The 12558-nt window shown below is 71.9% G+C and carries 12 protein-coding genes; 3 read left to right on the forward strand and 9 right to left on the reverse strand.

Annotated elements, in window-relative coordinates; all coding sequences use genetic code 11:
* Window positions 1-92: 92 nt before the first annotated feature.
* Complete coding sequence (fdxA, locus tag OHT51_RS15335) at window positions 93-413, reverse strand: ferredoxin (protein ID WP_007495984.1); 321 nt, start codon at window positions 411-413, stop codon at window positions 93-95.
* Window positions 414-553: 140 nt separating this feature from the next.
* Here fdxA and OHT51_RS15340 point away from each other — a divergent pair, with 140 nt between their 5' ends.
* On the forward strand, window positions 554-1546 hold the full coding sequence (locus OHT51_RS15340) for a GNAT family N-acetyltransferase (RefSeq protein WP_328879495.1): 993 nt from the start codon (window positions 554-556) through the stop codon (window positions 1544-1546).
* 39 nt (window positions 1547-1585) lie between these two features.
* Complete coding sequence (locus tag OHT51_RS15345) at window positions 1586-2437, forward strand: transglutaminase-like domain-containing protein (protein WP_328879496.1); 852 nt, start codon at window positions 1586-1588, stop codon at window positions 2435-2437.
* 35 nt (window positions 2438-2472) lie between these two features.
* Here OHT51_RS15345 and OHT51_RS15350 read toward each other — a convergent pair whose 3' ends face one another.
* The 8 genes from OHT51_RS15350 to OHT51_RS15385 all read right to left on the reverse strand — a co-directional run bounded on the left by OHT51_RS15350 (window position 2473) and on the right by OHT51_RS15385 (window position 10212).
* A complete protein-coding gene (locus OHT51_RS15350; protein WP_328879497.1) occupies window positions 2473-3087 on the reverse strand; it encodes a response regulator transcription factor in 615 nt (204 codons plus the stop codon).
* Window positions 3084-4253: a sensor histidine kinase gene (locus tag OHT51_RS15355; protein WP_328879498.1), complete on the reverse strand. Its 1170-nt coding sequence runs from the start codon at window positions 4251-4253 to the stop codon at window positions 3084-3086. Before OHT51_RS15355 ends, OHT51_RS15350 begins: the two co-directional genes overlap by 4 nt.
* Window positions 4250-4990 carry an ABC transporter permease gene (locus OHT51_RS15360; RefSeq protein ID WP_328879499.1) on the reverse strand — a complete coding sequence of 247 codons (741 nt, stop codon included), beginning with the start codon at window positions 4988-4990 and terminating at the stop codon, window positions 4250-4252. The genes OHT51_RS15355 and OHT51_RS15360 overlap by 4 nt, the downstream gene beginning before the upstream one ends.
* Window positions 4987-5940: an ABC transporter ATP-binding protein gene (locus tag OHT51_RS15365; RefSeq protein WP_328879500.1), complete on the reverse strand. Its 954-nt coding sequence runs from the start codon at window positions 5938-5940 to the stop codon at window positions 4987-4989. Before OHT51_RS15365 ends, OHT51_RS15360 begins: the two co-directional genes overlap by 4 nt.
* 130 nt (window positions 5941-6070) lie before the next feature.
* A complete protein-coding gene (locus OHT51_RS15370; protein WP_328879501.1) occupies window positions 6071-8545 on the reverse strand; it encodes a hypothetical protein in 2475 nt (824 codons plus the stop codon).
* 159 nt (window positions 8546-8704) lie between these two features.
* A complete protein-coding gene (locus OHT51_RS15375; protein ID WP_328879502.1) occupies window positions 8705-9106 on the reverse strand; it encodes a DUF6113 family protein in 402 nt (133 codons plus the stop codon).
* Window positions 9103-9972 carry an N-acetyl-1-D-myo-inositol-2-amino-2-deoxy-alpha-D-glucopyranoside deacetylase gene (gene mshB, locus OHT51_RS15380; RefSeq protein WP_328879503.1) on the reverse strand — a complete coding sequence of 290 codons (870 nt, stop codon included), beginning with the start codon at window positions 9970-9972 and terminating at the stop codon, window positions 9103-9105. Before mshB ends, OHT51_RS15375 begins: the two co-directional genes overlap by 4 nt.
* Window positions 9973-10017: 45 nt before the next feature.
* Window positions 10018-10212 (reverse strand): hypothetical protein, encoded by a 195-nt coding sequence (locus tag OHT51_RS15385; RefSeq protein WP_328423806.1) that lies wholly within the window; start codon window positions 10210-10212, stop codon window positions 10018-10020.
* 175 nt (window positions 10213-10387) lie between these two features.
* On the opposite strand from OHT51_RS15385, the gene OHT51_RS15390 reads away from it, so the two are divergent.
* On the forward strand, window positions 10388-12502 hold the full coding sequence (locus OHT51_RS15390) for a S9 family peptidase (protein ID WP_328879504.1): 2115 nt from the start codon (window positions 10388-10390) through the stop codon (window positions 12500-12502).
* Window positions 12503-12558: the final 56 nt, after the last annotated feature.

The following is a 12558-nucleotide window of genomic DNA, read 5'->3' on the forward strand; positions in this document are numbered from 1 at the left end:
CAGATACGGCAACGCCTCGGTCCCGTACGACGATCGGGGTGATCAGGCCGTACGGGACCGAGGCGGCACGCTGTGCGGGTCGCCGGTGAGGATTACTCGGCCTGCGGCGGGAGCGCGGCGACGAACGGGTGGTCGCGCTCGATCAGGCCCAGCTTGCTGGCGCCGCCGGGGGAGCCGAGCTCGTCGAAGAACTCGACGTTCGCCTTGTAGTAGTCCTTCCACTCCTCCGGAGTGTCGTCCTCGTAGAAGATCGCCTCGACCGGGCAGACCGGCTCACAGGCACCACAGTCGACGCATTCGTCCGGGTGGATGTACAAGGACCGCTGGCCCTCGTAGATGCAGTCGACCGGGCACTCCTCGATGCACGCCTTGTCCTTGACGTCGACACAAGGCTGCGCGATGACGTAGGTCACGCTGTCGTTCCTCCTCGATAGGGCGCTGGCGGGCCTCCTCAGGCTCCGCCGCCTGGCGCGCGGGAGCGCGGCGTCGTCGATGCCCGCCCCTAGTATCTCCGTTCTTGGGCATGATCCGAACAGGAGGGGTGAACTGACCTGTGGAAATCTCAGCGACGGGACGCCTTGAGGTCCGTATCACCGCTGCTGACGTGGGCAAACGGGTCTCCGTACGCCGCCTGAACGATCCTGCGGCCGAGGGTGAGAAGTTCACCGACACGGTGGGTGTTCTCGCATCATGGGACGACGGTGTGCTGCTGATCACACGGAAGAGTGGCGAGACCGTCCGCATCGCGGAATCGTCGCTGGTGGCGGGGAAGGTAGTGCCAGCCGCTCCCGCCCGTCGCCGAGGGCCCGCCGCCTCGTACCAGGAACTCGCGCACGTCGCCGCGCGCGCGTGGCGGCCCGTCGAGAGCGAACGGCTCGGCGAGTGGGAGCTGCGCGCGGCGTCCGGGTTCACCCGGCGGGCCAACTCGGTGCTGCCGCTCGGTGACCCCGGCCTACCGCTGCCGGCCGCGCTGGACGTCGTACGGCGCTGGTACGGCGACCGGGGGCTCCCCGCCTACGTCCAGACCGCGACCGGGGCCGAGGGCACGCAGGAGCTGCTGTGCGCGGAGCTGGAGCGGCTCGGGTGGGTGCGGGAGGTGTCTGCCGAGATGTGGATCGGGGCGCTCGCGCCCGTCGCCGACCGGGCCGAGGACGCCGGAGTGGTGCTGGTCCGGGAGGCGGACGAGGCTTGGCTTGCCCGGTATCAGCGCAAGGGGGTGAGCGAGGTGGCCCTGAAGGTGCTGGAGAGCGGGCCGTCGGTGTGGTTCGCGACCGTTCCGAGTGCGGAGGGTGGTGCGCCTGCCGCGATCGGGCGCTGTGTCGTGGACGGGCGGTGGGCCGGGTTCGCCGCCGTGGAGGTCGATCCGGCGCTGCGGCGGCAGGGGCTGGCCACGCGGGTGATGGCCGCGCTGGCCCGGCAGGCCCTCGACGAGGGGGCGTCGGCGGCGTGGCTGCAGGTCGAGGCGGAGAACGTGGGCGCGCGGGAGATGTACGCCGGGATGGGGTTCGCCGCGCATCATGCCTACCACCACTATCGATCTCCGTGAGCAGTGCTACCGATCGCCGCGAAAGGGCACGAGCCAGCTATGCGTCCCCCCTACCCCCCACCGCCCGAACGCTCCGCCGAGCTGCGGAGGCGGTTCGCCGAAGAGGCGCGGTCCGAGCGGCCCGATCTGTCCATGCTGTGTCTGCTGGTGGGAGCCGAGGCGGACGGGGCGCTGGACGAGTCGGGGATGGATTCCGTACAGGTGGAGCTGGATGCCCTGGCCGGACAGCTGCCGTTCCGGCCGGGCGGGCCGAGAGCGTGGGCCGTGGCCCTGCGGGAGCTGCTCGGGGAGCGGTACGGGTTTCGCGGCTCGGCCGCTGACTATCAGCGGCTGGAGTCGTCGTTGCTGCACGAGGTGGTTCAGCGGCGGCGTGGGCTGCCGATCCTGTTGTCGGTGGTGTGGATGGAGGTGGCCCGGCGGGCGGGGGCCCCGGTGTACGGGGTCGCGCTGCCCGGACACTTCGTCGTGGGGTTCGGGCCGACCGACGAGCAGGTGCTCGCCGATCCGTTCGACGGGGGCCGGGTGCTGACGGGCGGCGATGCGGAGCTGCTGGTGGCGGGGGCCACGGGGGCGCCGCTGGATCCGTCGATGCTGTCGCCGGCCGATCCGCTGGATGTGGTGCTGCGGATTCTGAACAACGTCCGGGCCTGGGCGGCGACTCGGCCCGAGCGGTCGGATGTGGCGCTGTGGGCGGTGGAGCTGTCGCTGCTGCTGCCGTCGCATCCGGCTCGACTGCGGTTCGAGCGGGCGCAGTTGCTTGTCCAGCGGGGGGACTTCGTCGAGGGGGCCGTGGAGTTGGAGGAGTACGCGGAGTTGATCTGTGCGGTGGATGAGGGGGCGGCGGAGCAGGTGCGGGGGCAGGCTCGGGCGGCGCGGGCGTTGCTCAACTGAGTCGCGCCCCTTGAGGCGCTGCCCTGCTCGGCGATCTACAGCCAGCCCTTCTCCCTCGCGATCCGTACCGCCTCCGCCCTGTTCCGTACCGCCAGTTTCTGGATGGCCGTCGAGAGGTAGTTGCGGACCGTGCCCTGGGACAGATGCAGGGACGCCGCCAGTTCGGCGTTCGTGGAGCCGTCCTCCGCTGCTCGGAGGATCTCTCGCTCGCGGTCGGTCAAGGGGTTGGCGCCCTCCGCCAGGGCCGCTGCCGCCAGGGTGGGGTCGATGACCCGTTCGCCTGCCAGGACCTTGCGTATCGCCTCGGCGAGTTGGGCCGCGGGGGCGTCCTTGACCAGGAAGGCGTCGGCGCCGGACTCCATCGCGCTGCGGAGGTAGCCGGGGCGGCCGAAGGTCGTGAGGACGACCAGCTTCACGGCCGGCAGCTCCTTGTGCAGGAGTGCCGCCGCCTCGATGCCCGTCGCGCCCGGCATTTCGATGTCCAGGAGCGCCACGTCCACGTCGTGGTCGCGAGCCGCCGCCAGGACCTCGTCGCCGCGGGCCACCTGGGCGACGACCTCGATGTCCTCCTCCAGGCCGAGCAGGGCGGCCAGGGCCTCGCGGACCATCGACTGGTCCTCGGCGAGGAGGACCTTGATCGTGCGGCTCATGAACCGGATCCTACGTCCGCCGAGATCGCGGCGGCCGGGACGCGGGCGATCAGGCGGAAGCCCTGCCGGGTGCCACCCGCGTCCAGGGTGCCGCCCGCCTTCTCCAGGCGTTCCGTGAGGCCGGTCAGACCGTGGCCGGGGCCGGGGCCCTGGTCGCCGGAGCCGTCGTCCTCGACGGAGAGTTCGAGGACCGGGCCGTCGAGGGTCTGGCGGCGCAGGACCTCGACCGTGCAGCGCCGGGCCCCGCTGTGCCGTACGACGTTGGTGACCGCCTCGCGCAGGGCCCAGGCGAGGGCCGTCTCGCTGTCCTCGGGGACGCCGGTGAGGTCGGGCTCGGCCGGGAGTTCGGCCGTCACCCCGGCCGCCGTCAGGGCGACCCTGGCGCCCGCCAGTTCCGCCGCGAGGCGCGGGCGGCGGTAGCCCGAGACCGCCTCGCGCACGTCGACCAGGGCCTGGCGGCTGACCTGCTCGATGTCGGCGACCTGGCGGGCCGCCTTGTCGGGGTGGTCGGGGAGCATACGGCCCGCGAGTTCGCTCTTGATGGTGATCAGGGAGAGGGAGTGGCCCAGCAGGTCGTGCAGGTCCCGGGCCAGGCGCAGTCTCTCCTCGTTGGCGGCCAGTTGGGCGACGGTGGCGCGGGCCTCGCGCAGCGCGACGGTCGTGCGGATCAGTTCGCGTACGCCGGTCATGGCGAAGCCGCCCAGCAGGGCCGGGATCAGCAGCCCGGCCAGGAAGGCCTTGCCGCCCGGTGTCGCGAACGCGATCACGGTCATCAGCGCGGACGCGGCCGGGATCGTCCAGCGCGCCATGCGCAGCGGCAGGGCCGCGCCGGACGCGATGGAGACGTACACGAACAGCACCAGCCACTCCCGGCCCAGGGTCAGTGCGAGGACCGTGGACTGGGCGGCGAGGACGCCGAGCGAAGCGAGCACGACGCTGTTGCGCTCGCCCCGGCCGGTGCGGAAGAGCAGCAGCATGTACCAGGTGACGAACGCGGCGAGACCGATCCAGCCGAGGATCCGCACGCCCGTGCTGTGACCGCCGTGCAGCAGGTCGTTGGCCGGCGCGCTCAGGTACACCAGCCAGATGCCGGTCCACAGGAGCTTGATGAACCGTTGCCTGCGATTCTCCGGGCGCTGCCCGATCCCGACGCCAGTGCCGCTCACGCCTTCAACGTGTCCTTCCGGTACAGCCAGGCCGCGCCGCCCGTGAACAGGGCGAAGGAGACGACGAGGACGACGAGGTCCTTCGCGTGCGGGGCCTGGCTCTGCTCGATGGCCTGCCCCAGCGCAGCGTACGCGTGCGTGGGTACCCAGGCGGCGATGTCCTGGAGCCACTGCGGGAAGGTCGTCGTGGGCATCCACAGGCCGCCGAGCAGCGACAGGCCGAAGTAGATGATCATCGTGATCGGGCGTACCGCGTCACCGGTCGCGGAGTACCCGATCGCCACCCCGAGCGCGGCGAAGACCAGGCTCCCGGCCCAGATCGCACCGGTGAGGGCGAGCCACTGCCAGGCATCCAGTCGTACGTCCTTCACGACGGCGGCGACGACGAAGATGACGACGATCGACGGCAGGCTGACCACGGCGGCACTCGCGGTCTTGGCCAGCACATATCCGCGGCCCGGCAGGGTGGTCAGCCGCAGTTGCCGTACCCAGCCGCTCTCGCGCTCCTTGGCGATGCGCTCGCTGTTGCCCATCAGGACGGCGGTGAGGGCGCCGAAGGAGGCCATGGAGACCATCATGTAGGTCGGCAGGGTCAGGCCCGTGCCGTCGACCTTGGTCGTGCTGTCGGCGCTGCCCGCGATCAGCACGAACAGCATGGACGGGTAGAGCACCGAGAAGAACAGGAACTTGCGGTTGCGCAGGGCGCGGGTGAGTTCCAGCCGGATCAGGGCCTTCATGACGTACGTGCCTCCTCGGCGGCGGTGATGGCGACGAACGCCTGCTCGAGGCCGAGCCCGGCGACTTCCAGGTTGCGGGGGTAGAGGCCGAGCCCGTAGAGGGCGTGGACGGTCGCGTCGGCGTCGGAGGACTGGATGCGCACGGTCCGGCCGGACCCCGCGGCGGAGCCGCTGTGGGACACCGTGAGCGTGGTGAGGAAGGGCAACTCGCGCAGGGCGGCCTCGTCGACGGGGCCGTCGGCCAGGTCGAAGGAGATCCGCCGCGTCCCCGCCTTCGCCTTGATCTCGGCCGCGGTGCCGTCGGCCAGCAGCCGGCCGCGGTGCAGGACCAGCACCCGGTCGGCGATCGCGTCCGCCTCTTCCAGGTAGTGCGTGGCGAACAGGACCGTACGGCCCTGGTCGGCCTGTTCGCGCATGGTGGCCCAGAAGGCCTGGCGGGTGGTGACGTCCATGCCCGTGGTGGGCTCGTCGAGGACGATGAGGTCGCTGTCGCCGGCCGTCGCGAGGGCGAAGCGGACGCGCTGGGACTGGCCGCCGGAGAGCTTGTCGACCTTGCGGTCGGCGATCTGCGTGATGCCCGCGCGGGCGAGCACGTCGGAGACCGGGTACGGCCGCGGATGCAGATCGCAGGCCAGCCGCACCATCTCGGCGACCGTGACTTCGCCCATCAGCCCGCCGCTCTGGAGCATGGCCCCCACCCGGCCGGCGACGATCGCCTCGCGCGGGTCGGTGCCCAAGACGCCGACGCTTCCGCTGTCGGGGCGCTTGAGGCCGAGCAGCAGATCGAGCGTGGTGGACTTGCCGGCCCCGTTCGGGCCGAGCAGGGCAACGGTCTCCCCCGGGTGCAGCGCGAGCGTGAGGCCGTCGACGGCCCGTACGTCCCCGTAGCTCTTGCCCACCTGGTCGAATCCGACTACCTCAGTCGTCGTGTTCAACGCTGTCGTTGTCATGTGCTCAAGAGTGGCCGCGGGGGCGGGGAGCCCGGCAGTGTCGGCGGTCCTGACTGCCGGATGACAGATGTCATACGACGACGGAAGGGCACCCGGCGAGTGCCGGGTGCCCTTGGTCCGAGCGGCTGCGCTAGCTCGGGTTGGTGTCGATGGTGACGGTGCGCTCCGCCGCCGTCTTGGCGCGCAGCGCCTTGCGCAGGGCGGAGGCGACATCCTGCGGAAGGACGTCGCGCTTGCCGCTCGCGCCGTTGATCTGCACGCCGTCGAAGGTGGCGCCGTACGCCGCCTTGAGAGCCTTGAGGTCGTAGGTGTCCACGAGCTTGCCGTCGACGGCCTTGGCTCCCAGGATCTTCGGCAGCGACAGGGAGCCGAACTGGATGCTGTGCGCGGCGTCCGTCTGGATCGTGACCTTGTTGGCCATCGCCGGTTCGGCGAACTCCTTCATGAACCGGTCGACCTCGGCGTTCGCGACCGTCGGCTGCTGCGTGGTCGTGGCGACCGGCACCGCGGAGGACGCGCCGGTCTCCACCTGGGTGCGGTAGGCCTCCTGGACCGCCGCGGTGGACTTGGCGACGTCGATGCCCTTGCCCGCCTTGCCGTAGACGGCGACGGCCTTCCCGGACTCGAAGTTGATCGTTCCTTCGGTCACCGAGCCGGAACCGCCGGAGACGTCCTGCAGGGCTGCCTGCAGCTTCTCCTCGTCGGTGGGCATGACCGGGTCGACGACCCGGTGGTTGCCGAAGAGCGAGCCGATGACCGAGACCGGGTTGTAGTCACTGGTCGCGGCCGCGCTGACCGTCTGCGGCATGTCGAACTGCAGCCCGGCCTTGTCCGGCTCCAGCGTGACGGTCTTGCCGCCCACCGACAGCTTCAGCGGCTTGTTGACCTGCTTGTCGAAGGCGTCGTTGAGCTTCTTCAGCGCCTCGTCGCGGGTGCCGCCGCCGATGTCGACGCCGAGCACGGTGGTGCCCTTGGGCACGTCGGAGTGGGCCATCAGCAGGCCGGCGCCGTAGACGCCGCCGGCGAGGACGATCACGCCGCCGCCGATCAGGGCCAGCTTGTTGCGGCCCTTCTTCTTGGGCGCACGGGACGACTGGGTCTCCGAAGGGGCGGGTTCCGGCAGCTTCGGGGGTGTGTGCGGCCCGGGTGCGTCGGCGCCGCCCGGCCCGAAGGGCCCGCTCTGGGCGCCGGCGGGGACGACGGGGATGCCGCTGGTGACGGTGTGGCCGGAGACGTTGTCGGCGACGCCGTAGTTCGGGTTGCCGGGCTCGGGAGCCGGCTTCTGCGGGGTGAGGATCGCGGTGTCGTCGCTCATCCCACCGCCGGGGCCACGGCCCGGGACGTGGGAGGCGGCGCCGGGGCCACCGGGTCCGGCGGAAATGCCGGGACCGGCAGGCCCACCAGGACCACCCGGGCCGGCAGGTCCGGGAGGACCACCGGGACCGGACGGGCCGCCACGGCCACTGCCGGGACCGCCAGGGCCACTCGGCCCGCCGGGCCGACCCGGGCCCGCGGAGATACCGGCACCACCCGGACCGGCGGAAATACCCGGACCGGCCGGACCACCCCGACCGCCGGTGCCGCCGCCCATGACCGGCGGCACCGCAGGGCCGTCGCCGGTGACCGGACCGGTCGTCGGGCCCGCGGGGCCGTGCGGGCCACCCTGGCCGCCGTGGCCGTTCGAGCCGTTGAAGTCGCTCGGGCCGCCGAAGTCGCCGGCGCCGTCGAAGCTGTTCGGGGCGTTGAAGTCGGCGGACGGGTCGAAGCCGCCCGGGCCGCCCTGGGCGCCGTATCCGCCCGGGCCGTTCGGGCCGCCCTGGCTGCCGTAGCTGTTCGGGGCGCCCTGACCGTCCTGGCCGCGGCTGCCGTTCTCCGCGAAGTACGGCAGGTCGTCGCGGCGGGCCTCGCCGCCGGGGCGCGCGCCGTTGCCGCCGCCCAGGGGGCCCGCCCCCAGTGCCTCGGTCACGTCGAAGGAACCGGTGCCGCCCCCGTGCCCCGGAGCCACGGGGCCGCCGGTCGCACCGGCGAGCCCGGGGCCGCTCGCACCGCCGGGGCGCGAGCCGCCCGGCACGCTCATCGAGCCGACGACCCCACCGGGCCGCCCGGCACCACCGGCGCCCGGGCCGGCGGGGCCGCCCGCGCCGGGGCCCGAACCGCCGGGCAGACCGGCCCCGTTGGTGGACGCGCCGCCCTGACCGCCCTTGCCCCCCGAGGACTTGCGGGGCGCGAACCAGTCGCTCGTCTTCTCCTCCGCCTGCCCCGCGGGCGGGGCCGGGGGGTCGACGGTGCCCGTGGACATGGCGGTGTCGGCGGACGGCGTCGGCGTCTCGGCATCCGTGCTGCCGGCGGAGCCGGCGCTCTCGGTGTCCGTGACGGGCTTGCGCACGACGACCGGCGGAATGGGCCGGGACCCGGGAATGTTGATCCGGATCCGCGTCGTCAGCGTGGTCTCGGTTTTGCGTTCCTCCGGCTGTGCGGCCGAACGGCCCGCATCCGCGCCGCTGTCGGAAGCCATGGGGGTCCCGTACGGCGGCGTGCCCGAGGGGTATGCGGCTCCGCCGCGCCCGTTGGGCCCGGAGGACGGAGTGTCAGTTTCACGACTCAAGGCAGGTTCTCCCGGTTGGCTCCACCGCCTGTTCGACCTCATTGCTTCGGACGGCTCGGCGGCGCGCACCACCATACTGGCCACTTCCGGCCCGCATCCCACGACCGCCTGGGAAACCCACACGGGACTCGCACGAGTGCGGCGTGGAGAAGTGGTACGTCACTTGGCAAGTCGGACGCCGTCGCCACCCGGTTGCCGCACGGGCGCGAGGGTGGCGCAGATCACAGCCACGGCCATGCCGCCGAGCAGGAAGAGGTAGGAGGCGGCGCCTGTGCCGAAGACGAAGTCACCTTCGGGGCGGCTGGCGGTGAGCAGGATGACGGTGATCATCCAGCCGCCGGCGGGGGCGACGGCCGCGGCCCGGCTGCCCATCGCCCGGGCGGCGCCCAGGCAGAGCCCGGCCTCGCCCGCGAGGGCGAGCAGCAGGCCGCCCGGGAACCACGCGGGCTGCACCAGCGCCCCGGCCACGCCGACGACCGCGCCGAGCACGAAGAGCCCGACGTGGACGAGGACCCGCAGGGCGGAGGGCCGCTTCAGCGGCTGGGCGAGCATCGAGCTCATGACGCCTCCTCGACGGCGACGGCGACACCGGCGAACAGATCGGACTCCGTCCGCGCCGCCCTCTCCCCGCGCACCAACTCGTAGTACTCGGTGGTGAAGAGGGGTTGCGCAAGTTCATTGGAGAGCGCGAAGTACGGCTCGGCCACGTCGATCTGCGTGGCGTGCGCCCGCATCGCGGCGGCCTTGGCGGGGGCGTGGGCGGTGCCGTCGATCACGGTGGTGATCCGCTCGTCGTCCACGACACCCGGCACGTCGCCGACGGTGGCGGCCTTGGCGAAGGGCAATCCGGGCAGGTCCGCCTGAAGTCGGGCGAAGGCCTCCTCGGCGACCGTGCGCGGGACGCGGTTCCAGTAGATCTTGGGGATCCGCCACCCGGCGTCGGCTGCCAGCTCGGTCGCGCGCATGGCTACGCGGTGGGCCTGGATGTGGTCGGGGTGGCCGTAGCCGCCGTCGGGGTCGTAGGTGACGAGGACCTGGGGGCGTACCTCCAGGATCACCTCGACGAGCTCCCGGGCCGCCTCGTCGACGTCCGCCTGCCACAGGCTCGCGGGGTCGTCGTTGTCGGCGATGCCCATCATCCCCGAGTCCTCGTAGCGGCCCTTGCCGCCGAGGAGACGGAAGTCCTCGACGCCGAGCTCGCGCATCGCGGCCGTGAGCTCGCCCAGGCGGTGTTCGCCGAGCTCGGCTCCGGTCAGGTGGTGCAGCTCGGGGGGAATGACCTCGCCGTGCTCACCCAGGGTGCAGGTGACCAGGGTCACCCGGGCACCCTCGGCCGCGTACTTGGCCATCGTCGCGCCGTTGTTGATCGACTCGTCGTCCGGGTGCGCGTGCACCAGGAGCAGACGCCGGTCGGGCAGTTCCGTCATGGCCCCAGCCTACGAGGCGGCACCGACAGCACTGCCCGGCACGGCTCAGAACTTGATGCTGCCGATCATGCCCGCGATGTTCGTCGTCAGCTCGCTGATGGTGGGAGCGACGGTCGAGGACGCCAGGTAGAAACCGAGCAGCATGCAGACCACGGCATGGCCCGCCTTCAGCCCTGATTTCTTGACCAGCAGGAAGACGACGATCGCCAGCAGCACCACCGCCGAAATCGAGAGTGCCACGGCGGCTCACCTCCAAGAATCCCAGGCGCGGGGGTCGGACTATGGGGGCAGATAAATCCATGCAGCAGCCAGCAGGTTCATACCCACTATGCGCTTGTGATCATAACTATCCGTCCGTGCGCATCGATCGGCGCACAGCCGCACAAGGGGGCGCACTGGCCAATATGGTCGGGGCATGACGACCGAGCCTGTGTCCTTCCCCCGACGGCACGCCCGCACCCAGAGGTTCACCTTCGGCGCTCCGCGCGCATTCACGGTGGCGCCCGACGGTTCCCGAGTCGTGTTCCTGCGCTCCACCTCCGGTACGGATCCGGCGAGTTCGCTGTGGGTGCTCGACACCGCGGACGGCGGGGAGCGCGTGGCGGCCGACCCGCGCGCCCTCCTGGGCGGCACCTCGGAGGACCTCTCGCCCGAGGAGCGGGCACGCCGCGAGCGCAGCCGTGAGGGCGGCGCCGGCATCGTCTCCCACGCCACCGACGCGGCCGTCGAGTTGGCCTCTTTTGCCTTGTCAGGGCGGCTTTTCACGGCCGAACTGCGGGCCGGTACAGCACGTGAACTCCCGGTCCCCGGACCGGTGATCGACCCCCGCCCCTCCCCCGACGGACGGCACATCGCGTACGTCGCGCAGGGTGCCCTGCGGGTGGTGGGCGCCGAGGGCGAGGGCGACCGTGCGCTCGCCGAGCCGGAGTCGGAGGGGGTGACCTACGGCCTGGCGGAGTTCATCGCGGCCGAGGAGATGGGGCGCTACCGGGGCTTCTGGTGGGGTCCGGAGTCGGACCTGCTGCTGGTGGCGCGGGCGGACGACACGCCGGTGCGCAGGTGGTGGATCTCCGATCCGGCGCATCCGGAGCGCGAGCCGCAGCGGGTGGCGTACCCGGCGGCGGGAACGCCGAACGCGGACGTACGGCTGTTCGTGATCGGTCTGGGCGGGGTGCGCACCGAGGTCTCCTGGGACCGGGCGCGGTACCCGTATCTGGCGCGAGTCCACTGGTCAGCGGCGGGTGCACCGCTGCTGCTCGTACAGGCGCGCGACCAGCACAGTCAGCTGTTCCTGGCAGTGGACCCGGCGACGGGGGCAACCCGGATGGTGCATGCTGACGAAGATCCACAATGGCTGGATCTTTTCCCTGGCGTGCCCTGCTGGAGCCCGGCGGGGCATCTCGTGCGCATCGCCGACGAGGGCGGCGCGCGGGTCCTCGCGGTGGGGGAACGCCCGCTGACCGGACCGCAGTTGCACGTACGCGCGGTGCTGGACGTCACCTCGGACGACGTGCTGATCTCGGCGTCGGCGGGCGAGGCCGCGGCCGTTCCCGAGATCGGCGAGGTGCACGTGTACCGGGTGAACGAGCTCGGCATGGAGCGCGTTTCACAGGAGCCCGGCGTGCACTCGGCGGTGCGCGCTGGGGGCGTGACAGTGTTGGCGTCCCATGCGCTTGACCGGCCCGGCGCCCAGATCCAGGTGCTGCGAGACGGGAAGCCGGTGGCGACGGTCCGGTCGCATGCGGAAGATCCCGGTTTGACCCCGCGCGTGACACTCACCGAGGGGGGCGCACGCCGCATCCCGTGCGCTGTGCTTATGCCTCGGGACTACGCCGGTGACACCCCGCTGCCGGTTCTGCTGGACCCCTACGGTGGCCCGCACTCCTCCCGGGTGGTCGCCGCGCACAACGCGTACCTCACCTCACAGTGGTTCGCCGACCAGGGGTTCGCGGTGGTCGTCGCGGACGGGCGCGGTACGCCGGGGCGCTCGCCCGGGTGGGAGAAGGCCATCAAGGACGACATCGCGGCGATCGTGGTGCAGGACCAGGTCGAGGCGCTGCACGCGCTCGCCGAGCGGTTCCCGCTCGATCTGACCCGCGTGGCCATCCGGGGCTGGTCCTTCGGCGGCTATCTGGCGGGGCTCGCCGCGCTTCGCCGCCCGGACGTCTTCCACGCTGCGGTCGTCGGCGCGCCGGTCACCGATCTGCGCCTGTACGACACCCACTACCAGGAGCGGTACATCGGACACCCCGACGAGCAGCCGGAGGTCTACCGCCGCAACTCGCTGATCGACGACTCGGGCCTGGTGGACCCGGCCGAACCGCACCGCCCGATGATGATCGTCCACGGCCTCGCGGACGACAACGTGGTCGTCGCCCACTCCCTGCGCCTGTCCTCGGCCCTCCTCGCCGCGGGCCGTCCGCACGAGGTGCTGCCGCTGTCCGGCGTCACGCACATGACCCCGCAGGAAGCGGTCGCGGAGAACCTGCTGCTGCTCCAGCTGGACTTCCTGCAGCGGTCCCTGGCATAGCGGCTCAAAAGCGCCCGAACTGCGTTAACACGCAGGCAACTTCACCGAAGCGGCAC

It is taken from the genome of Streptomyces sp. NBC_00299 (assembly GCF_036173045.1).
Lineage (GTDB): Bacteria > Actinomycetota > Actinomycetes > Streptomycetales > Streptomycetaceae > Streptomyces > Streptomyces machairae.

What these genes read in the sequence shown, in the direction of transcription:
- mshB (WP_328879503.1), bottom strand. Translation starts at nt 9,972, where the DNA reads ATGACGGAACTGCCCGACCGGCGTCTGCTCCTGGTGCACGCGCACCCG.
- OHT51_RS15375 (WP_328879502.1), bottom strand. Translation starts at nt 9,106, where the DNA reads ATGAGCTCGATGCTCGCCCAGCCGCTGAAGCGGCCCTCCGCCCTGCGG.
- OHT51_RS15345 (WP_328879496.1), top strand. Translation starts at nt 1,586, where the DNA reads ATGCGTCCCCCCTACCCCCCACCGCCCGAACGCTCCGCCGAGCTGCGG.
- OHT51_RS15350 (WP_328879497.1), bottom strand. Translation starts at nt 3,087, where the DNA reads ATGAGCCGCACGATCAAGGTCCTCCTCGCCGAGGACCAGTCGATGGTC.
- OHT51_RS15360 (WP_328879499.1), bottom strand. Translation starts at nt 4,990, where the DNA reads ATGAAGGCCCTGATCCGGCTGGAACTCACCCGCGCCCTGCGCAACCGC.
- OHT51_RS15365 (WP_328879500.1), bottom strand. Translation starts at nt 5,940, where the DNA reads ATGACAACGACAGCGTTGAACACGACGACTGAGGTAGTCGGATTCGAC.
- OHT51_RS15390 (WP_328879504.1), top strand. Translation starts at nt 10,388, where the DNA reads ATGACGACCGAGCCTGTGTCCTTCCCCCGACGGCACGCCCGCACCCAG.